Source organism: Calothrix sp. PCC 6303 (assembly GCF_000317435.1).
Lineage (GTDB): Bacteria > Cyanobacteriota > Cyanobacteriia > Cyanobacteriales > Nostocaceae > PCC-6303.
This window is the reverse complement of sequence record NC_019751.1, coordinates 411,690-432,194: the sequence shown is the minus strand read 5'-3', so window position 1 is coordinate 432,194 and position 20,505 is coordinate 411,690. Positions and strand designations below refer to the sequence as shown.

At 39.1% G+C, this 20,505-nt stretch carries 19 protein-coding genes; 12 read left to right on the top strand and 7 right to left on the bottom strand.

The window, feature by feature from the left end; translation table 11 throughout:
- The first annotated feature begins 75 nt into the window (after positions 1-75).
- The gene (locus tag CAL6303_RS28305) at positions 76-1,179 is read left to right on the top strand and encodes a hypothetical protein (protein ID WP_015196104.1); all 1,104 of its coding nucleotides are present in this window, start codon (positions 76-78) and stop codon (positions 1,177-1,179) included.
- Between the two features lie 128 nt (positions 1,180-1,307).
- On the opposite strand, the gene CAL6303_RS01775 is transcribed toward CAL6303_RS28305, so the two are convergent.
- Entirely contained in the window at positions 1,308-1,502 is a 195-nt protein-coding gene (locus tag CAL6303_RS01775; RefSeq protein ID WP_015196103.1) for a hypothetical protein, read from the bottom strand.
- Between the two features lie 27 nt (positions 1,503-1,529).
- Here CAL6303_RS01775 and CAL6303_RS01770 point away from each other — a divergent pair, with 27 nt between their 5' ends.
- On the top strand, positions 1,530-5,288 hold the full coding sequence (locus tag CAL6303_RS01770) for a hypothetical protein (RefSeq protein WP_015196102.1): 3,759 nt from the start codon (positions 1,530-1,532) through the stop codon (positions 5,286-5,288).
- A gap of 74 nt (positions 5,289-5,362) precedes the next feature.
- Here the strand turns inward: CAL6303_RS01770 and CAL6303_RS01765 are convergent, their stop codons facing one another.
- Positions 5,363-6,274, bottom strand: a complete 912-nt coding sequence (locus CAL6303_RS01765) for a three-Cys-motif partner protein TcmP (protein ID WP_015196101.1) — start codon at positions 6,272-6,274, stop codon at positions 5,363-5,365.
- A 186-nt stretch (positions 6,275-6,460) separates the two neighbouring features.
- On the opposite strand from CAL6303_RS01765, the gene CAL6303_RS01760 reads away from it, so the two are divergent.
- On the top strand, positions 6,461-7,447 hold the full coding sequence (locus tag CAL6303_RS01760) for an SPL family radical SAM protein (RefSeq protein WP_015196100.1): 987 nt from the start codon (positions 6,461-6,463) through the stop codon (positions 7,445-7,447).
- A gap of 28 nt (positions 7,448-7,475) precedes the next feature.
- Here CAL6303_RS01760 and CAL6303_RS28930 read toward each other — a convergent pair whose 3' ends face one another.
- On the bottom strand, positions 7,476-7,688 hold the full coding sequence (locus CAL6303_RS28930) for a KTSC domain-containing protein (RefSeq protein WP_015196099.1): 213 nt from the start codon (positions 7,686-7,688) through the stop codon (positions 7,476-7,478).
- A 575-nt stretch (positions 7,689-8,263) separates the two neighbouring features.
- Between CAL6303_RS28930 and CAL6303_RS01755 the strand changes: the two genes are divergently transcribed.
- The 7 genes from CAL6303_RS01755 to CAL6303_RS01725 all read left to right on the top strand — a co-directional run bounded on the left by CAL6303_RS01755 (position 8,264) and on the right by CAL6303_RS01725 (position 14,770).
- Positions 8,264-8,731, top strand: coding sequence for a hypothetical protein (locus CAL6303_RS01755; protein ID WP_015196098.1), 468 nt, complete (start codon positions 8,264-8,266; stop codon positions 8,729-8,731).
- Between the two features lie 3 nt (positions 8,732-8,734).
- Positions 8,735-10,603, top strand: a complete 1,869-nt coding sequence (locus tag CAL6303_RS01750) for a GMC family oxidoreductase N-terminal domain-containing protein (protein WP_015196097.1) — start codon at positions 8,735-8,737, stop codon at positions 10,601-10,603.
- A 956-nt stretch (positions 10,604-11,559) separates the two neighbouring features.
- A complete protein-coding gene (locus CAL6303_RS01745; RefSeq protein WP_015196096.1) occupies positions 11,560-11,778 on the top strand; it encodes a helix-turn-helix domain-containing protein in 219 nt (72 codons plus the stop codon).
- 323 nt (positions 11,779-12,101) lie between these two features.
- Positions 12,102-12,581: a hypothetical protein gene (locus CAL6303_RS01740; RefSeq protein ID WP_015196095.1), complete on the top strand. Its 480-nt coding sequence runs from the start codon at positions 12,102-12,104 to the stop codon at positions 12,579-12,581.
- A gap of 46 nt (positions 12,582-12,627) precedes the next feature.
- Positions 12,628-13,722, top strand: a complete 1,095-nt coding sequence (locus CAL6303_RS01735; protein ID WP_015196094.1) for a YwqG family protein — start codon at positions 12,628-12,630, stop codon at positions 13,720-13,722.
- A gap of 107 nt (positions 13,723-13,829) precedes the next feature.
- Positions 13,830-14,006 (top strand): hypothetical protein, encoded by a 177-nt coding sequence (locus CAL6303_RS30175; RefSeq protein WP_158333126.1) that lies wholly within the window; start codon positions 13,830-13,832, stop codon positions 14,004-14,006.
- Between the two features lie 119 nt (positions 14,007-14,125).
- Positions 14,126-14,770 carry a glutathione S-transferase family protein gene (locus tag CAL6303_RS01725; RefSeq protein ID WP_041738963.1) on the top strand — a complete coding sequence of 215 codons (645 nt, stop codon included), beginning with the start codon at positions 14,126-14,128 and terminating at the stop codon, positions 14,768-14,770.
- 29 nt (positions 14,771-14,799) lie between these two features.
- Here the strand turns inward: CAL6303_RS01725 and CAL6303_RS01720 are convergent, their stop codons facing one another.
- The 4 genes from CAL6303_RS01720 to CAL6303_RS01705 all read right to left on the bottom strand — a co-directional run bounded on the left by CAL6303_RS01720 (position 14,800) and on the right by CAL6303_RS01705 (position 16,789).
- Positions 14,800-14,991 (bottom strand): hypothetical protein, encoded by a 192-nt coding sequence (locus tag CAL6303_RS01720; protein ID WP_015196091.1) that lies wholly within the window; start codon positions 14,989-14,991, stop codon positions 14,800-14,802.
- A 72-nt stretch (positions 14,992-15,063) separates the two neighbouring features.
- Positions 15,064-15,516, bottom strand: a complete 453-nt coding sequence (locus CAL6303_RS01715; protein WP_015196090.1) for a hypothetical protein — start codon at positions 15,514-15,516, stop codon at positions 15,064-15,066.
- 152 nt (positions 15,517-15,668) lie between these two features.
- On the bottom strand, positions 15,669-16,520 hold the full coding sequence (locus tag CAL6303_RS01710) for a hypothetical protein (protein ID WP_015196089.1): 852 nt from the start codon (positions 16,518-16,520) through the stop codon (positions 15,669-15,671).
- Positions 16,520-16,789 carry a hypothetical protein gene (locus CAL6303_RS01705; protein WP_015196054.1) on the bottom strand — a complete coding sequence of 90 codons (270 nt, stop codon included), beginning with the start codon at positions 16,787-16,789 and terminating at the stop codon, positions 16,520-16,522. Before CAL6303_RS01705 ends, CAL6303_RS01710 begins: the two co-directional genes overlap by 1 nt.
- Positions 16,790-16,813: 24 nt before the next feature.
- Here CAL6303_RS01705 and CAL6303_RS01700 point away from each other — a divergent pair, with 24 nt between their 5' ends.
- Together CAL6303_RS01700 and CAL6303_RS01695 are read left to right on the top strand one after the other, a co-directional pair.
- Positions 16,814-17,254 (top strand): hypothetical protein, encoded by a 441-nt coding sequence (locus tag CAL6303_RS01700; RefSeq protein ID WP_144050990.1) that lies wholly within the window; start codon positions 16,814-16,816, stop codon positions 17,252-17,254.
- 107 nt (positions 17,255-17,361) lie between these two features.
- Positions 17,362-20,310: a plasmid replication protein, CyRepA1 family gene (locus CAL6303_RS01695; protein WP_015196087.1), complete on the top strand. Its 2,949-nt coding sequence runs from the start codon at positions 17,362-17,364 to the stop codon at positions 20,308-20,310.
- Positions 20,311-20,505: the final 195 nt, after the last annotated feature.

Here is a 20,505-nt window from a genome sequence, read left to right as displayed (position 1 = left end):
CTTTTATTCCTTCTTCCCAACTGCCAACTGCCCACTGCCCACTGCCTTTTAAACTATTAAAAGAGGTCATTGTATATGGTTGCCGCTACAATCTATCCAACAACCCAAGCTGATATTTCCAATCTTGCTGATGCGACTATTTCTATTGTGGAACAAGCTTTTTCATTGGCATTGAAAAAACGGCTTCTTTCACATCAAGAGTATAAACAGTTACTCGATTCAATTGGTTGGAGTTTGAAAGAGAGTAAACTCTATTTGAAAGTTGCTAATGCATTTTCATCATTTTCTCCAGATAATCTTCAAGAAGTTGAACCCCATACTATTTTTGATTTGGCAAAACATGCAAAAAAATATAGTCAAGTCATCGAAAGTTTAAAGGATTGTGGCAAGATTACTCAGGAGAAAGTACATGAATTTATTCTTGCTCATCGAAAACCAAAACCACCAAAATCAAATAAACCAACTATTTGGAAAACAGGGAGAGATGGTGAACCAGTATGTCGGATTCCCGACATTATGGAGGATGATATGCAAACTGGAAGTATTATCCAGAGAGAAATGGATGAAAATGGCAAGATTGCTCAAAGAGTAATTAGGGAAGCAGTCGAATTGTGGAAAGCTGTGCAGGAAGGGAGATTGATTGTAAAGGATGTTGAGGAAGATATAGAATCACCTCCAAGTACAAATAGTAAGTTTGAGACGGAAGATTTTGTTACTCAGAATGAACCTGAAGTCGAATTGAATTTCAATACATTCGTTGAGACTAGGGAAGACTCAAATAATGTTATTCTCAACGAAGTAGAAACACCACAATCTACGAATGGCGTATCCAATAATCAAACATTAGCTTTCAAAGAAATAGTAGAAACATTGACACGGGTGGAATCTTGGTTGGAAGTAATGGATATTATCGACAATTATCCTCCGTCAACAAAATCTCATATCTGGGGACTATTAGATAATGCAACTCAAGAGAGATTTCATGAGTTGAAAAGAGAATATTTGGAAAACCAAGATAAACCACTACAGGTTAATGATAAGGTGATGTGGGAAAAGTGTCCCGGTAATATCTATTCATGGCAACCTTTTGTAATTACAACTATTGAAGATGGTAAGGCAATGCTAGATTGCTTTAATCGTCCAGTTTCTCTTGAAGAGTTGACAAAATGTAGGGAATAATAAGGGTGAAAAGGTAGAAGGTAATCAAATAGCAGTCATGAGGAAGTTAATTTAAAAAACGCTCAAAATTATCTCATGATAATGCTCACACCAACCTTAATTTTGTCTTTACTCCTACCTACTCACATTTAAAATGGAATACATTCTTCATCAAAAATTGGATTATTTTTAGCCGCTTCTTCCATCTTTTCAAGCTCTATTTTCCATTCCTCTTCCGCAGGATCATAGAAATAGTCAGTGTCCACATATCCTTCGGTAATAAGTTCTTCTGAAGTCATCCCATAGGATAACTCGGTAATACTGATTTCTGGTTGTTCAGTCATTTTTTATGTTCCTACAAGTTTCAAGATATGGCTTTAAAACTCAATCATTTTGAAACAAAAACTAAGCAAGATACCCTGGTTGAACAAAAACTCACAAATTCACTGGCTGAATATTTATTTCCCAACACTAAGTTTAGCATTGGTATTGCTTATCCTGAAGCCACAATACCATCTGATTTAGGCGAATATAATGGCATGACTCTGCAATTTTCGTCGGGTAATCGGATGTTTTTTGCAGATAAGCTAAATGTTCGCTCTCTATTGTATCCTAATCCTTCAGATGCGGCTGCTTATCCTTTGCCTTTTACACCCTGTCGCAGTTTTCACGAGTTGGAAAATGTCAGGATTTTGGTTGTTGATGACGTGACGGGAGAAAATGGTGATGTTATCGCTAACAACGAGGCAAAGACATTAGTTGGTGATTGTAAGGGTTTAATTGATCGCAATTTTGCTCTTGCTAATAATATAGATGTACGTGCTTTTCAATTCCGACTTGGGATTAAACCTCAAACTGAAAGTCCTGTTATGCGAATTGCCAAGGGTACGCTTGCACCTGCACAACTAGATAAATTTGGGGAATCTTCTTTCCGCATGGGTGGAAGTGTTAGGGATGGTACTTTGCATTCCAGATTTGGTTATGATTTGGTGTTAGCGACATCTTCTTTCAAAGGGAGAAAAGGAGAGGATACGATTAAACCTGGGGAATACTTGCTTTCAATTGGGTTGGGTGTGAAGTCCCTTGCTTTTTATCGAGAACATAGTTTGGGTACACAGGTTTTAGTTAATTATCCTCAAGCTGTAAAAGCGGAAATTTTACCTATAATTAAACAGCAAGCTGAAAAACTAGCCCAAGAGCAAAAAGATATTAGAAAGTTAGCACAGCGATATATTGAAACCTATGAGCGACGTAAAGCAATATTAGCTCAAAGTCAGGAAATTGAGCCAGATATTCAAGAAGCTATTCAACAGTTTTCTCTCTTTGATAGTTTAGATTCTGGTGGTGAAGGTGAAGATAATCACGAGAGTGAAAATTTGACGACACAACAACAAAAGGATTTGTTTCTATATTCACTTCTCAAAGCAGATTTAGCCGGTTTTAATCAAATTCTTGAACATCCTAAAATTATTGCTGAACTCCAGAATTTTGTTAGGAAGGAATGGGTAGAAATTGCAACTGGACGTTCGATCAAGTTTACGTCTGGTTTGGCTCAACCTAGCTTGGAATTAGGGAAAGATCAAATCAGTATACCCTTTTTAAATGAAGGAGAAGAGGTTATTGTAACTCGTTCTCCATTGATTAATTCCAATGGTGTAATTACTTTAAAAAATAAGCATTTACCAGAGATGTTAGACGGATGTGTTTATATTCATCCAAAGACGGCAATGGATAATATGCAATGTGATTTTGATGGTGATTTATTAGCTTTTGCACCAAGTAAAGAGTTTCCGAAGTTAGCAGCAGAAGTTAAGGAAAGGAATCTACCTGAAAATAGATATCCCGATATTGTGAAAAAGGCGAAAGTTCCATATCAAGGAACATTTGCAGAAATTGCTGTTTCGGCGATGGAAAATAAAATTGGCATTATTGCTAACGAAATTCAGAAAAATGTAGCGTTGCAATGTGAACTTTGTGCAATGCTGCAAGCTGAAAAGTTTAATTACCTTCAAAAGATTTCGGCACATTTTAGTGTTTTAGTCAAGAAATATGAGCAAGGTAAATTACAGATGTCAGGGGAAATATTGCAGCAAATATATCCAATTGCATCATTAAGGAATAATTATCAGGTTGAGCAGAAATTACAGTTAGTTAAAAACTTATTCAAAGACTGTGTTGCTGAATTAGGTAATGAATTACAAGTTGCTGCGGATGGAGCTAAAAGTGCTTTGCGTCCTGATGATGCAATTATTCGATATTGTCAAGCTATCACTGGCTATAAGGATGTGGAATGGTTAGCTGATAAGAAAAATCAGGAAGCATTTACAAATAGGGGTATGAAAACTAATGGTTATAGTCCTATCGATTTGATGATTCAACAAACTAATCAAATATTTGAAGAAAATCAACTTGTAGCACGACCAATTGAGCAATTTAGAAAGCTTTATTCTGGAGTGGAGTTTACGGATGAGCAGAAAGAGAAGGCTCAACAAATAAAAACTGAGTATAATTCCCAAGTTAGGGGACGTATTGAACTGGAAGAAAAGCAAAAAATGGAATTTGGTCCATACCTTGTAATTACTTCTCCTCACACTGGAAATAAATTAGAAGTGACGAATTTGATTAGGTTTAATGCTGCTAAAAATAGTGATTTTTGGCAAGCGTCAGAATTGAGTATTCAGGTAGAGGTGAGAAATCCAACTGAAAAAATGCCTCATACTTTGTTTGCTCAAGGAAAATTTATGGCTGCTGATGGTAAAGAGGTGAATGTTCCAATTGGCACAATTAGCATGAAGTCGATGAAGGAGTATGATATTCAGGCTGGGATGTCGATACAGCAGGGTAAAGTTGAGTTTCACTTTGGTGTTAGTGATGGGATGGTTGATGCTTTAAAACAGCAAACTAGGGAATATATTGAGTCAATTAGGGAGGAAATACCAGAAAATCAGAGGTTACAGATGGCGGCAGCAATTTATGATGTTAGTCATACCGAATCAAGTAGGAATTATTCGGGTTTGAAGAAAGCTGGTGTTGCGTTTGCTGTTTTCCCTGAAGAAGCGATCCCACAACTCGAAAAACTACAGTTTACTGAGATGCGGGTAATCGGTACCCAGTTTAATGAGTGTGCTGGTAGAGATTTCTCTGGGGAAAAAGTAGCGATCGCTTTCAGAGACGACATTAATCCCCGTGAACCAACTAAAACTGCGCGTTGGGTGACGGTGGAGGGGAAAAAGTTGGGAATTATTGATGCGCGATCGCCTAATTTACTTTCTGGCTGTGAAGCGATCGCATGTGTCACATCTTCCCCTAGTACCAGCATTATTGTAACCAGCTTGAAAAATTCTGAAAATAAATTACAGATTGATCGTGTTAATCAATATGCTTTTGCTAATCATAATTGGCAGGGTGAGAAAGCGAATATTACTCTCAATATGCAGCAAACTACTTCCAGAAAAGCACCTGTCGTTTTTGCAAAACTTGGAAATCAGGTTTTGGGTGTTTTGAATAAGGAATCAGTTGGTTTTCTACAACAACAGCTTGCCAGTAAGGGAAGGACAATCCAAGGACTGACTATTGCGGGGACTGTTAATAAAGCTCCTCCCAGCTATGCGGATATTGTTATTGACCCCAGTAGCGTTAAGTTACCTGAGATTCAAGCAGAAACCCAAACTGCTAATGTTGCTACCGTGGTGATTATCAATGGGACGGTTGAGCCAAAATTTCAGGCAAAGACTGAGCAAGTTTTGGGTAATATGTTTGAACGTGCTGTCAAACGCGCTGTAGAAAATAGTTTTGACACAATACAGTTTGTCGATGTTTCCCCAAATCCTACACCACAGGTTGCGGAAGCTTTACAGGATATTGCGGGAAAATATAAGGATATTAGGGTTGAATTTATTGGTAAAGCATCATTAGAAGAAGGGATGAAATTATTAGAGCAACCCTCAGATATTGTTCTTGGTGCTAAAACAGCAGAAACTATTGGAGTGATTGAATTTGCTGCTAGTAGAGGGAGAGCGATCGCGTCCTACATCCCAGAAACGGGAGAGTTTGAGCGGCATAATTTAGCTCCAGTTCGGAAAATCATTGAAGTAAAGGAAAATGGTCTTGAGCGCGATCGTTACAGATAACTTTCTATGCAGGAATTGTGGATGGGTGCTATCTGGAAAGCCTGCGGCTGTTTGGGTGATGGGGCGATCGTAAATTATCTTTTCAATATATCCTGTGCAATCTTAATCGCAGTTGTTGACCCTTTGGGATTGCCGGATGCAAAACAAAGCAGATATAGAGGATTATTGCAAGAGTTACGCAATACAAGTGGGTTTTTTGCGACACCTTCAAATATTGTCTCTAACCGCTGTACAAAAAACTTGCTGATAGAGTCAAAGTTTGCTACTTTTTCTATCCGCTCTTTTGGAGAACTATCAATATCAAATAAACTTAATTGTTGATTTTCTTGCTCTATTGGTTTGTAAAAAGCCTCAAACCAGTCGTTTGTACCGAATATATCATCTAATCTTCTTCGCCAAGCTGCTTGAATATTTCCATCCTTCGTTAATAGCCGATTTACCGCTATACCTAAAGGAAATAAATACCATAAGTCAATTGCTTTAGTTTTTGCGATCGCTTCGATTGTTGACCAAGGTATCTGCATCCCAAATGGGTCAAGAAATAATACAGCGCGATTTAATTTCCAATTGTTGTTGCAGCATAAATCAACTAAAAAATTATTCGCATCACGATTAACAATTTGAATATCTTTGGCTTTATCTGGAAATTCATCTTTGAGTTTTTCCAGTTCATTAGTTTTACTGCTATCTTTCTCAATAAAAATATATTCGTGAAATCGTGGGTCTGCCTGAAGTGCAATTCTTGCCGATCCGTCCATAAAATCTTGCATATCTTGCTCTGCAAGTTCAGGGAATAAAGGTATTTGAATATCTTCTCCTTGTAATTCTTTATCGCTTAGTTCTCGATAACCTGTTCCTGCAAAAGCATCTATATAAGCATATTTATAATTATATTTACTCAAAATTGTTGTATAAGCTGGTAAATATTTACGAATGCGTGCTAACTTATCTTCTGTCCAATCTCCACCAAAAACTTGTTTGCTCATCGATTTACTTGTTTGCTTTATTACACCTAGTTACTTTTAAAATTATACAATGAAACTTTTGTACTGTTACTAAAGAAATGATATAATTTGAAAGTAAAATAATGAATTTATTAAGTATTTTCTAGATATTCAGTAAAAGTAGGATGTCTTTGATATTTATATTTCTTATGGGAGTATATGAATGTTATGTCAATCATAAAGGGGACTGAAAAAGTAGTTAATCCACTTCAACAGAGTGACCTTAACAAAAAAGGATTATGTGACTATGTTATTAACATTGCATCTGGTTGTTTGCATGGTTGTACTTTCTGTTATGTACCTTCTACTCCAGCTATTCGTGTTAAGCAATCAGAACTACAAGAAAAAGGGGTTAATGATCCTCAAATGGATTGGGGAAATTATTTGTTCGTTCGACAAGAAATACCCGAACAGTTAGATAAGATTTTGAGTCGTAAAAAAGCTTGGCGAACTACTAAAGAAGGTAAAGGAGTTGTATTGCTTTGCTCCGGTACTGACCCCTATCAAAATAAACAAACTGCGGCTTTAACTCGGCAAGTAGTAGAAATTTTGTTGAATTATAACAAGAGAGTTCGGATTTTAACTCGTAGTCCTTTGTGGTTAGATGATTTAGATATTCTTACTAATAAAAATGTAACTTTGGGGATGAGCTTACCATATTTAGATGATGAACTAAGTCGAAAGATAGAACCATTTTCTCCACCTCCAACTGCTCGATACCAAGCTTTATTAAAAGGTGCTGCGTCAAATTGCAGATTGTACGTAGCGATCGCGCCAACACCTCCACACATGCAAAAAGATGATTTCAAACAACATCTTGAAAAAATCATGTGCTTCAACCCAGAGGTTATATTTTGGGAACCAATTAATGCTCGTGGAAGTAATGGTAAGCGAATGCTGGAAGCGGGGTTAGATTTTGCCCGTGATGTGATGACCAAGAAATTATGGGCTGAATGTTTTACTCGCCAGTGGTGCGATATTGAATCCGCAGCGAAAGAAGTAGGCTGTTTAGATAAACTTCATATTTGGGTTGATCCGCAGTTGAGAGGATTTGTTGAGGATAAAGAGCTTGATAAATGGTTATATAAACCTACGCCTGAAAAGTGGACTACAACGAAATCTTTGCAATCGAAGCATGTATCAGTGGGCGTTTAAAGGTGATCGCATACTTTACAGTTAGCTTTTATCTTATCTTGCGATATCGATAAATACCTTTAATGTGAACATGAAGATATTTGCCATGGGATATTGCGTTCATAAGTCCTTGGTAAATTGACTCGTGAACTCCAAAAAATTGAGAAATTGTAAAATTACTAAACTCAATTTCTAATGTGTTTGTTTCTGACTCATACCCCACGTTAGATAAATTACTGGAAATCGCAGATTTACGTATCATTCGTAATTTTGGTTATTGTTTGTAATAGTGTGATCGCAAAAATCTCTGATAATTTTTTGAATTGGATAATTTCCGGACGGGTCTATTGTGACCGCCATACCGGAATCGCAAAACGGAACGAAGATGGCATCGCTGTGATTGGATGGATGATACTGTTTGAGTTCGGATACAGTTTGGGAGTAAATGTGCGGTTGTTGGAAAAGAAAGCTCTCAACACTAGTTCGCTCAAGTATTCAAACTCAGCTTGTCATTCGTGCGAAACTTGCTATGTCATTTTAAAACTGACAAATTAAAGCTAAATAACATAGGAGATATTAAAAGCGCTTATAAAGCAAGAATTATCAATTATTCTCCGATAAAAGTAATGAAAGATGGCTAAAAAGTTCATATTTGGGGCTATGATGATGTCGGTTGACAACCTGACCAACCGTATCAAACAGCTAGGCTTCAGTGATAGTGAAACGCTTGCCCGACAAGATCAGCAAAGATAACGCGGATGAAACGTGGAGACTGCTTTGTAGGCATAGCATCAGAGTCAAATACGTCATATGTCAATTTAGTGACACGTAGATAGCATGTATCAAAAGACCGCAAAACATCCACTCAGTACTAAACTAGAACCCTTAAGCGATAAAACATTCGCTGCTATGTGGCAAATCTTTGTCCATATTGGCAAATTCTGGCAAAATATCGATGATCCAACACCTTATAAGTCGCAACTCTATAGCTTTATGCTCAATCGCATCAATTTACGTCCTATCTATAGCGATTACTATATCAGCGCACAAGAGGTGATGACCCAACTAATTACCGAAAAGGGTGAGGACGAAGCTTATAAATATCTATTTACCGATAAAGATGCAGCCAAAGCACCGCCTGAAACCTTCATCGCTGTAACGCGTCAAAATGTTGCTAATGAATTCATAGCGCTGCAATTATCCCTAGGTGGCTTCAAGGCATTTGGCGCAGAAAACTACTGTGGCTATATTGGTGGTGCTAATATACCAAGTCAGCCTGCTCCTTACCGCACCTTTGTAGAGTAAAGTATGAAAACCGAAACCCTCATCATTGGTTCTGGCGTGGCAGCAGCAGCCCTGGCTAACCGCCTACTCTCTAACAACCCCAATGCTTCTATTTTAATTTTAGAGGCTGGTCAAAAGGTAAAAATGCAAGATGCCGCAATCTGGCAAGATTATATTGTTTCTGGTAAATTGCCTTATACGCAATATTATGACCTTCCCTATCCCGATCGAGATCGTGCGGGCGAAAACCTAAACACAGGGAAAACAACAATACCACTCAATGGTTCTCGTGTTATTACCTACGGTGGTTCAACTATTCATTGGGGTGGATGGTCTTTTCGTCTCAAGCCCGAAGACTTTACGCTCTACTCTAATACGGGTCAGAGCATAGACTGGCCCTTCGGCTACGATGAATTGGAACCTTATTATGGTCAGGCTGAACATTACATTGGAGTATCGGGAGATTCTCAAGACCCAACCGTCCCAAGAACCGAGAACTATCCTTTCCCAGCCTTTCCATATACCCTGGAGGATAAACCCACTGCTGATGCCATGTCTGCTTTGGGCATAACATACATTCATCTGCCAATTGCCCGACATGGAATCACCGATACGGTTTCCAGACATGCTCCCTGCCAGACGACTGGCACTTGCAAATATTGCCCTTTTGGTGCGCGGTTCTCTGCTAATAACTTCCTTGATGATATGTTAGCCTGGGGTGACTTTCCAAATCTACAGATCAGGCTTAACAGTATCGTGCAGGAGGTTTCAATGACCTCGCGTAATGTTGCCACAGGTGTTGTTTACCTGAATAAGGAAACTGGACAATTGGTAAACGTGGAAGCTGATCGTATTGTCATCGCAGCTGGGACAATCGAATCGACCAAACTAATGTTGCGCTCAAGATCAGATTTCTGGCTCAACGGCATCGGCAACGATCATGATCTCGTGGGCAGAAACATTGTTACTCATCCCTATTTCATCTTTGCTGGCAAACGACCGAACAATCCACTGCGGCTACAGCCAGAGATGAATTTCCCCACTCTCTGTTCTCGCTACTTCGATAGTCAGGAGGAACAGGCTAAGGGCAAGTTTATCCTCGTCAACCCACCCAGTTCCCCCCAAATCAACTTGCTAAACAAGATGCAGGCGGGACTTAGCCGTGAAGAAATGAATCGCTATGTCGAAGGGGAGAGTCAGGTTGAATTGCACGGTATGGTGGAGGTCTTCAGTGAGTTCCATAACCGCATCACCAATTTCGATAAAATCAATCATCTAGGGATGCAAGAGACTCTGGTCGATTTCAGCCAGTTGCCTCAGTTTGAGCAGCGTATGCAAGAAATACAAAAACATGTCCAGCAAATTTTTGAGGACATGAACGCCACCCTGACGGATAAACCATCCATTTCTTGGCGTGCTGACCATGCAGGGTGTACGCTCCGTATGAGTGATGATGAAACCCTTGGTGTCACCGATCGACATATGCGCGTACATGGCGTAGAGAACCTTTATATTTGCTCCAATGCCACATTCATCGACCTAGGTCGGCGTTATCGCCCTGGAGATCGACCTGACAAGCCTCCATCGGGTGAGCCTTTCATCGTTGACTACAACGCTGTGTTTCCGATCAAGCAAAATGCCAAGAGCAGTGACTACGAGACATCCTCCCAGCTAGCGACGTTAAATGATGCCTTCAATCGCCAGTATTCATTGATGCTGAGCCAGCTAGAGCAGGCATTTAATGGGACACCCTCAGTCTTATACAATGCCATCATCAGTGGTATGCATACTATGACCCCTATCGCAATGGAAATGATGAGTCTGAGAATTAGCGATAATGGTGATGAAACATGTGGTGCCCCCAGTTTTGAATGGATTTCTCCCCCTATATAATCTCGATATAGCCCCCGAATGAGTTCTATAGATGAAAAGAACTTTGGTTGTAAAAGTCTCTAAACATGGTGATGGCTACTAGGCAGTTACGCTCAAAGCTCCAATTCACCCAGCAGTTGCATTTACCAAACAGTTTTGGAACGTACAACGCCTGGAAACTGAGTAATTCACTCTTATAAAACCCTGTCAGAGAGGGCAATACCGCGATTACACAACACTGCTCTCTCACTTATTAACTCTTAACTTGCACATTTTATAAAGCTTACATAGCAAAGCTTTTAGCTTTCTTTGAAAAATGTGTTAGTTTCATTTGTTGCTAGCGGCGAAAAACTCGGCTAGTCGGGCGCTCAAATTTTGCACCAAGAAAAATTGATGGTAGTTAGTTACTCAGTAGAAATTTGAAAATTCTTGATTTAGCGACAAAAACTCATAAAAATAATGTAGTTTTATCGCATGTGAGGTAATTCAATACCCAAATGTTCGTCATTACCTATCAGCCGAATCATTCAAATTTGTAATGACAATATTTATCTTGTACTTACAACTATAAATTAATGCCTAGTACATGAAGGCAGAAGTAAGAAGGCAGAAGGCAGAAGGAATAAAGCTTATTTTATAGGCTTTTCCTGTATTTTTAATGGTTGCCTTATTTACACCGACCTGTACTAGCTCTGATTGGCTGATTTTGATTATACGTAGGTACAAAAATACTAAATAATACCGCCAGATAAAAATGTGATGGGATTATTCTCGTAAATATACGCAAATTAAATCAACCAACGCAATCTGCTAAACATCTTTTACAGTAACAGCTACAGTAATTAACGCAGGCAGTATTTTTTAAATAAAAATAAAAACTCATATCCGAAATATTCCGGATTACGTTCTTTATTAAGGAGAGGCAATATAGCGTAATACATAGCCCTCGCTATATCAGCAAGTGAAATTAAATATACATGAATAAGCACCCTATTTTGGTACTGGCACAACCAAAATGTGGCAAGCTTATCCGCGATATTCGTCTAAATATAGGACTTTCTCAAGAAGAATTTGCGTCCGTGATTGGCGTGACTTTTTCCACCGTTAACCGCTGGGAAAATGGTCATGCTAAACCATCGCGTCTGGCTTCAAAAAGTCTTGAGAAACAGCTATTAGAAATGGGCGATCGCAGATAAATTACAAGACCTTCTTGTTTGTTGGCTATTTTTTCTCGCTTTTTGATTGTTATTGCTATAAGTCCTTGCTCAGAAGCAATTTCAGCCTTTTACTAGTTCATTTTTTAGTCCACCTTAACAGGGGTAGTAACTTTACCCTAGAAATGTCTTTCGACCCTTTTGGGCTTATTTCATTGTTTTCCAATACTTTTTACAGTTCTGTCAGGCAGTCAGACTCCCATCACTTGTTACGGAAGCCTCTATGTTGGGAACACTAAATCACACAATGTTTAGAAGCATCTTAGTTCTGTTTAAGATTTTGGCAACACCTCATCCCAACGACGATGAAAATCATACCTTACGATACTTTGACAATTGCCACACCTGACTCACTATCTGTAGTTCTAGAACGGCTGAATGCAAACGTTGAACCGATACAAAGATTGCGATTGAGCAGGAAACATGCACTCTATCAAGGAACAGTTACTGATTTAGGCTTCCAAATTAGCCGCATTATTAACTACAAAAATTCATTTTTCTTACTAGTTAAAGGACAATTTGAAACACAATTTAACCAAACTTTAATTCATGTGAAAATAAGCATACATCCTTTCGTTATTTCATATTTAGTATTCTTTTTCTTATTTTGGTATAGCGCATTTGTACCTATAGTGTTAACTGATCCTTTACTAGAACATATGATACCTTTGTTTATAGGAATACCCATACCATCTTTGTTCATAATTTGGTTGGCTTTTTGGTCAGAAGCCAAGCGCAATCGTAAAGATTTATCAGCAATAATTCAGGGACGATCTACTAGTTAAATAGATTTATTTATAAATTAATGTCAATATATGGAGAGGCATTCGGATGCTAAAAAATAAAGTACTTCAGTACGAAAATGATGATAATACCTATCCTTTCAGAACTTATCTCCACATAGATAGTTGTGTGGTGAAATTGAATAGGCAAATCTATGAATTTCCATCTGAGCAAGAAGCGAAAGTTTTCTTTGAGGGTCATATTCAACAGCTAATCGCACAAGGCTGGGAAGACGGTGAGTTAATTACATCAGCAGAAAATATAGATAACTTTACTCCAGATGAAATTTATAATCTGTACACAAAATTGTCAAAAAAAATTGATGATTTTATTGCTACGACTGCTAAATCTCGTGTAAAAATTACTGTACATCCAACTTTAGAAACCACTCTTTGGCAGAGTAAGTTTGGTGGTTTACCATATTTTCCCAAGGATGCTACTTATCCAACATCACCTAATGGCAAGCCCCTAAATCTTTTGGCACAAATAAACTTTGCTGAAGTCCCTATGATAGAAGATTTTCCTCAACAGGGAATTCTTCAATTTTATATTGACACTTCAGGTGATTCTACTTATGGTTTAGTAGAGGATGCCCAAACAGTGCAGAGTACTTTCCGCGTTATGTACTTTCCTCAACCAGATTTAAATATTGACAATCTCATCAATAATTTTGATTTTTTACCTAAACGCTTGGTTGATCCTCTAAAAGGTTGCCCAAAAGGTTGCTTTGCTCTCAGTTTTGAGATAGATTCAGTCCCCATTAGTGCCTCTGATTATCAGTTTAGTAATTTGATCAACAGTTATTCCTCTAGATTAGAAAGTGAGACTTTAGAAAGTGAAACTAATGAATATAAACAGAATACTATCAGAGGAATTATATCCGATGTAATAGAAGAGTATGATGAAATATATAATGACGTACTTGAAACGCATTGTTTAGGCGGATACCCGCATTTTTCTCAGGAAGATCCTCGTCATAATTTTCCGGAAGAAGCTTACACTTTCTTGTTATTTCAAATGGTTTCTGATATGAACAATTCTATTATGTGGGGAGACGTAGGAGAGGGTAATTTCTTTATTCAGCCTTCAGCTTTAAAGCAGCTAGATTTTTCCCAGGTACTTTATACATATGCTTGTAGTTAATCAAGATTGAGAGATGGTTTATAAAGTAAACCTGAAATTTGTAGTGGCATGATACGACTAAAATGTTGCAAAAAATGTAGGTAATGTTTTAGCTTATGGTTGGTACGATGCTTATCCCCAAACAGGTGAAAGCTATCTACATAATGCCGACTTTGCAGAATAATGCCGACTTTGCAGAAAAAGTTGCTCTTGAAATTAATAAATGCACCTCGCTGTTTATTGAATTAGGAGCGATCGCTGACTATCTCAAAGAGAAATTTGAAAAATATAACGCCAAAGTGTAGTTGTTAATACCAATTACTGCATGGATAAGCGCTCGCCTACAATTTCTAAAGGCGGAGGGGAGAATTTTTCGCTTCAGAGTGAGAAAATATATAGGAGCAAATCACTTGGCTGAAAAATAATGAAGCTGTACTACATGCCTACAACACGGGCAGTACGCCCTCGGTGGCTTCTAGAAGAGATGGAAGTTCCCTATGAATTGGTACGAGTTGATAAGACCATGACTCAACAGCCAGAATATCAAAAGTTGCATCCCCATAGAAAAGTACCAATTCTTGTAGATGGGGAAGTTACGATTTTTGAATCTGCTGCCATCTGTGCCTATCTTGCTGACAAATATCTAGATAAAGGACTAGCTCCAAGATTAGACCAAGCTGAACGTGGTTATTACTATCAATGGCTGTTTTACGCTACATCGACATTAGAACCACCTGTAGAGCATTTCATGTTTGATGTTTTACCATCGCTGCCAGAAAAAGTAATACCAATGAAGGCACGCTCTGCAATTTCAAAACAAGAAGCTCTGCAATGGTTTGACCGAGTTGCTGAACCCTTGAGAAAATCTATTGATGGTAACGATTATCTGGTAGCAAATCGGTTTACGACTGCTGATGTTGTGACTGGAGGGGTTTTACTCTGGGCAAAAAAGCTAGGTATGTTATCAGATAGTGACCCTTTGAGTAAGTACATCAACAACTTAATGCAACGTCCTGCTTTGATCCGTGCTGATGAAGACTTTTACGCCAAGATAGCTCCAAGCGTGTAGTTTTAACAAGTTATTAATGCTACCTTCCCTCACTCCTTCTTCCCCACCCACTCCCTACCAGCAGTTTCCGCTGCCTCAGCACTGTAATAAATTTTTAGTTCTCCACATACATCACCACCAGGACTTATCACCCGAAACTGCCAGCATTTTACTTGAGTATGGAAGATGATTAATATGTAGCTATTAATGCTAGTAATGGTGTGAATTTTATCGTTAGTCATAGTTAATCATTGAGGCTGACCCCAAAATCCACACCCAAAACTTCTTCAATTTGCCTCAATGTTTCGATTGACTTAAGCTGTTTCCAATTCCCCTAATATCCTTGCTACCTCCATTGGTTGCAATTCTAACTTGCTTTTGAGTTGCATCCTCAGTATCCCCAATTTCTGATATTTCCCGTCAACCCTATCTGCAATACCCAAACGTCTTGCAGCAGTACGAATACGAGACTGGGGTAATTTCTGTATTAAAAGTGCGAGGGCTTCCGTATTCACATTATTTGCAGCGATATCAGTAAATGAAGGTATATTTTTTACAACCTTGCTGACAATCTTCAGATAGGGAAGCGTAACAGTCTTCTGCATTTCTAGCTTGCGAGGTAATTGATACTGAACTGGACTTTCGTGATTATCTAATTGATTCCACAAATCCACCAAACCAGTTAACAAATCAAGTATTATCAAACTTCCAAAAGCTAAAACCAAAGCGATGGTAAGAGTATTTAAAAAATCCTGAGTGTTTTCCATTTTCTTTATCTCCAATGTCCAGCTTGAAGAGAATGCTGGGATTTCACATTCTCCTCCCCGTTAGGGGCTGAAAAAGAGGAAAAGGGGCTTTCTAGGAAGGGTATAGTACGGACAAAGGGGAAACCTATCAAAAATTTCCCCCGATACTAAAACTAAGCGGTTTCTAGTATTTCTGTTTCCGAGATATTCTCCATCCAAGTTGTAATTGCTTCAATTTCAGAAATTCCATTATTTATAGCTTCAACAACAGATTTCTGATAGGAATTGGTCGCAAAATCGGAATTCTCAAATTTACCTTGTCCCCAATATAAACACATGGTTTTCACCAATTCGTCAATTTGATTTGGCTTCAACTGGTTTGGTCGTTCTACTTCCTGAAATTTCAGCCACTCCACAACTAATTCAACTGGATAATTAAGCAATGTACGAATTTGCTTAACTCGTAAATCATGATTGGGTTCTAATACTGGAAAAACTACAGATTGATGTGGTTGAGTTTGCTGTTGTGGAAAAGAAACCTCTTCTGATGTCGCAACTAATTTAGATTGAACATTGCTAATTATTCCAGCCCAGTCAGCATCCTTATTCCATTCACTACGAATCCGAATTTTAGTTGTAGCATCGTAAAGCCGACAAAACACAACATTTTCTTCTCCAGGTGTAGCAGCAATAATTAGAGGTTTGGAGAAGTCTTTAACCTGCGATACTGCTAATAAAAAGGTTTTGGCAAAATTCGTTTCAATGCCAGTTCTGACTACATATATTTCATCCGCTGCAATCACAATATCAAGCTTCAGATTATCTTTACCCTTAAATTCTTTACTTATCAATCGGAGATTTTGTAAATAACCAGTTAACCCTCTTTGCTGCACTGGAATTGTTTTCTCGTTGTTGATGTCGTAGTTATACCACAAGTATGATTCGCCGCTCAATTCTCCATTTTTGACATATAAATAAATCGGTTCTGGAGGATTGCAAAGCCCTAATTTGATTTCAGTAATCATTATAATTCCTCCGAATTCTCTTCAATAGATGTGTCTACAGATTGTTTTTGAGAGTTGACTTTATTTATCTGATATCCCGAAGCTTTTAGTACAGGGATTGCCGCATTTTTTACAGATGCTTTTGCTTGATGGTAAAGATATTGAACTACTCCATCAGCATCTTCTTCCTCTTCCAATTGCGCCCAAAGAGAACAGCCTAAATCAAGGGATTCATACGACCCAAGATTAAATTTCCGACTGTAGGATATTGATACGGTAGTAATTTTCATGCTTCATCCTTGAAGTAATACTTCTTGGTTTCAGTTGAGATGGTGGGCGGTAAGACCCACCTTTTTTCGTCTTATGCTGTCATCAACACCATATTTTCTGGGAGTGGCTTATACTTTTTAAGTTGCTCCCATTCAATAGCCGTCAATTCATCACACGGCTTATCGAGTAAGCCTTCTCTATGGGAAATTTCGCTTTGTGCATCTATAAAAGAAGTACGTTTAGCATCTATATTTGGTGAGGCTAACAGTATCCGTAAAAACCAAACAGCACTAAATCGCTGTCGTCACTTTCAACTGAGCGCTCAAAAAAATTATGAACCCATCGTTAAGATGTCAGAAGCATCCAAACAGAGGCAAAAACGAGAAATAGATGTAGTTGTTGGTGAGATACCGCAGTTAGATAAACAGCAACTCAAAATCGTTAAACAACAAGTATTGAAGCGGTTGCGGACAGACAGCAAATAAAAAGAATCACTCTTCTTTTTTAAAAAATAACTTTGATACAGCTTGTGAAGCGCAGCATTTGTAAGTTTGCTGCCAAATTTTCATGCGGTTAAAACTTGGAGTCTCCTATGAACGTGACCGATGTTTTACACACCAATTTCCAACCTCAACATTGGCAAGAGTGGTTATCGAGTGGGGTTGATGAAGAAATCATAAATCTCAACGTAAAATCTCTCGAAGGTACAACTCCTTACGAGTATTTGATTTACAGCCCTAAAATATCACGCCGTAACGACGGACGACTCAGAGATGGTGATTTAAGAAAATATCGCCATATTGAACACGGTGGTTGGTGGTGTAACGGAATTGACCCACTTGATGACTACAATTTCATGATGTGGGGATGCTTTAAACCTGATAGACCAAGGCGTGATAGGAATAAAATACACAAGTACGTCAAATATGAGCATCCCTACAAAGAGCCAACAAGAGCATTTTTCTTGCAAGTGCCGCTAAAAACTTGGAGAAAAGTTTCAACGTATTGTGGAATTGAGATCGCTCCCGAAGACCTACAACACCCCCACGGATTTTGGTACTGGGTTTGGCACAGAAACGTACCAGTGGTAATTGTTGAGGGAGCAAAGAAAGCTGCTTGTTTGTTGACTGCTGGCTACGCTGCGATCGCAATTCCCGGTGTCAATTCTGGATACCGCACTCCTAAAGATGAAGAGGGAAATATCACAGGAAAACCTTTTTTAATCCCTGACTTAAAGCACTTTGCCACACCTGATAGACGAGTTGATATTTGCTTCGATCACGACAAAAAACCCGAAACAGTGCAGCATGTCAAAACTGCGATTAAACGCATGGGGAAATTACTTGCTATTGAGAAATGTAAGGTTCGGGTTATCGAATTACCGGGACCAGAGAAGGGTGTTGATGATTTTGTAGTTGCCCAGGGAGAAGATGCATTTAACATGCTTTACCACAAAGCTGAAACTCTTGATATTTGGCAGGTTAAGTTGTTTACCTTGTTAACCTATCAGCCTTCTTTTGAGTGCGATCGCGCTTACCTCGGACATATCCAAATCCCAGATACCGAAAAGCTCATCGTTCTGAAATCGGCAAAAGGAACTGGTAAAACGGAATGGCTAACTGGTGAAGTAGCGAAGGCACATGAGCAAAATAGGAGAGTGTTAATTATTACTCACCGAATTCAGCTTGGAGAGGCATTGTGTAACCGCTTTGGAGTTAACTATGTAACTGAAGTCAGAGATTCCGAGACAGGAGACTTATTAGGTTATGGAGTCTGCATAGATTCTCTCCACCAACAAAGCCAAGCGAGGTTTAATCCTAATGATTGGTACAACGATACCGTAATCATCGATGAATGTGACCAGGTATTCTGGCACTTACTCAACTCTGGAACCGAAGTAGCAAAACGTCGGGTTTCTGTGCTGAAAAACCTCAAGTTGCTAATCCAAAACGTCTTGAGTAGTCCACAAGGAAAGATTTACTTGGCAAGTGCGGATGTATCCGATTGTGATGTGGATTATGTACAGTCCTTAGCTGGGGAAATTAAAGTTAAACCGTTTGCAATTCTTAATAATTACCGACCCCAATCTGGAAATTGTTACAACTACGGAGGTACTAATCCCAAGGATTTGATTGCTGCATTGGATAGAGCAATTCCTGAAGGAGGACATCATTTGTTGTGCTGTTCTGCCCAAAAAGTGAAGTCGAAATGGGGAACGCAGGCATTGGAAGAGCGATTTCGCCGTAAATTCCCAGATTTACGAATTTTGAGAATCGACAGCGAATCTGTTTCTGACCCGTCGCATCCTGCTTTTGGTTGCATTGCCCATCTCAATGAAATTCTCACAAAATACGATTTGGTTATTGCTTCCCCAAGTCTAGAAACTGGGGTATCAATTGACATCAAAGGTCATTTCTCCGCAGTTTGGGGGATTTTTCAGGGTGTACAGTCTGCAAACTCGGTGCGGCAGATGTTAGCGAGATTACGGGAGAATGTTGACCGTCACATCTGGGTGAGAGGTTGTGGTATGGGCTTTGTGGGAAATGGTTCTACATCGATGGGTTCACTGTTGGCAAGTCAACATGCTGCCACGAGAACAAATATTGCTTTGCTGTCCCAAGCTGATAATGCGGATTACAGCATCGATGAGAATTTTCAACCCGAATCTTTACAAACTTGGGCAAAACGAGCTTGCATCATCAACGCTCAAATGCGGTGTTATCGGGAATTTGTAATTCAAGGTTTAGAAGAGGATGGTTATCGGATGATTGATGCAGAGGCTGTTAAGGAACAGGAGAGTCAACAGGTTTTTGAGTCGGTTAAAGCTGCTTCGCAGGAATTATATGGGGAAGAATGTCGTGCGATCGCTTCTTGCGAAACAATCTCCGATACTGAATTTAAAAAGTTGCAGGATAAAAAAGCTAAAACAACAACCGAGAGATATCAGGAGCGAAAAGCTCTGTTGAAAGAGCGTTACGGGGTTGAGGTGACACCTGGGCTTGTGGAAAAGGATGATGCTAGCTGGTATCCACAACTGCGGCTGCATTATTTTCTCACCATTGGACGGGAACAGCTTATTGAGCGCGATTCTAAAAGGGCTAAATCGCAGATAGAAGCGGGTGAGAGTGCTGTTTGGAAGCCTGATTTTAACCGGGGGCAGTTATTACCTGCTGTATTGTTGCTGGAGGAATTTAATATCCGTTATTTTCTCACGCCAGGGGTGATGTTTCGCGGTTCTGATGCGGAGTTGCAGAATTTGAAGGCTTTGGCTGTGAAGCATCGATATTTTATCCGTGACTATTTGGGAGTTTCTGTTTCCGAGGGGTTGAGTGCGATCGCTATTATCCAGAAACTACTGAGTAAGTTGGGGTTGAAGTTAACCTACGTTGGCAGGATGGGGAGTAGGGATAATCGAGAAAGGGTTTACCAGTTTATTGAGCCGAAAGATGAGCGGGACGTGGTTTATCAGGGATGGCAAAATCGTGTGGTCACTGTAGCTTGCGTCTTGGCTTGTCGAAGTGTTGTTGGTGTCCACCAGTGATAAATATAGTATTTACGAACTATTGTATTGGACACAACCTACAGGTAATTTCCCAATTACGCAGGAGGTGGGTTAAATATTTTGGTTGATGGAGAAATCAATCATGAAAGCTTGAGTGCGCGTAGCCCGTAGTAGACATCGCTAGCACATAGCTGGTTAACATCCCGGATGACAATCGCTACTATCTTACAGACA

What these genes read in the sequence shown, in the direction of transcription:
- CAL6303_RS01750 (WP_015196097.1), top strand. Translation starts at nt 8,735, where the DNA reads ATGAAAACCGAAACCCTCATCATTGGTTCTGGCGTGGCAGCAGCAGCC.
- CAL6303_RS01770 (WP_015196102.1), top strand. Translation starts at nt 1,530, where the DNA reads ATGGCTTTAAAACTCAATCATTTTGAAACAAAAACTAAGCAAGATACC.
- CAL6303_RS01765 (WP_015196101.1), bottom strand. Translation starts at nt 6,274, where the DNA reads ATGAGCAAACAAGTTTTTGGTGGAGATTGGACAGAAGATAAGTTAGCA.
- CAL6303_RS30175 (WP_158333126.1), top strand. Translation starts at nt 13,830, where the DNA reads ATGCTTATCCCCAAACAGGTGAAAGCTATCTACATAATGCCGACTTTG.
- CAL6303_RS01775 (WP_015196103.1), bottom strand. Translation starts at nt 1,502, where the DNA reads ATGACTGAACAACCAGAAATCAGTATTACCGAGTTATCCTATGGGATG.
- CAL6303_RS01740 (WP_015196095.1), top strand. Translation starts at nt 12,102, where the DNA reads ATGAAAATCATACCTTACGATACTTTGACAATTGCCACACCTGACTCA.
- CAL6303_RS01760 (WP_015196100.1), top strand. Translation starts at nt 6,461, where the DNA reads ATGTCAATCATAAAGGGGACTGAAAAAGTAGTTAATCCACTTCAACAG.
- CAL6303_RS01725 (WP_041738963.1), top strand. Translation starts at nt 14,126, where the DNA reads ATGAAGCTGTACTACATGCCTACAACACGGGCAGTACGCCCTCGGTGG.
- CAL6303_RS01705 (WP_015196054.1), bottom strand. Translation starts at nt 16,789, where the DNA reads ATGAAAATTACTACCGTATCAATATCCTACAGTCGGAAATTTAATCTT.
- CAL6303_RS28930 (WP_015196099.1), bottom strand. Translation starts at nt 7,688, where the DNA reads ATGATACGTAAATCTGCGATTTCCAGTAATTTATCTAACGTGGGGTAT.
- CAL6303_RS01715 (WP_015196090.1), bottom strand. Translation starts at nt 15,516, where the DNA reads ATGGAAAACACTCAGGATTTTTTAAATACTCTTACCATCGCTTTGGTT.
- CAL6303_RS01720 (WP_015196091.1), bottom strand. Translation starts at nt 14,991, where the DNA reads ATGACTAACGATAAAATTCACACCATTACTAGCATTAATAGCTACATA.
- CAL6303_RS01745 (WP_015196096.1), top strand. Translation starts at nt 11,560, where the DNA reads ATGAATAAGCACCCTATTTTGGTACTGGCACAACCAAAATGTGGCAAG.
- CAL6303_RS01695 (WP_015196087.1), top strand. Translation starts at nt 17,362, where the DNA reads ATGAACGTGACCGATGTTTTACACACCAATTTCCAACCTCAACATTGG.
- CAL6303_RS01735 (WP_015196094.1), top strand. Translation starts at nt 12,628, where the DNA reads ATGCTAAAAAATAAAGTACTTCAGTACGAAAATGATGATAATACCTAT.
- CAL6303_RS01710 (WP_015196089.1), bottom strand. Translation starts at nt 16,520, where the DNA reads ATGATTACTGAAATCAAATTAGGGCTTTGCAATCCTCCAGAACCGATT.
- CAL6303_RS01755 (WP_015196098.1), top strand. Translation starts at nt 8,264, where the DNA reads ATGTATCAAAAGACCGCAAAACATCCACTCAGTACTAAACTAGAACCC.
- CAL6303_RS28305 (WP_015196104.1), top strand. Translation starts at nt 76, where the DNA reads ATGGTTGCCGCTACAATCTATCCAACAACCCAAGCTGATATTTCCAAT.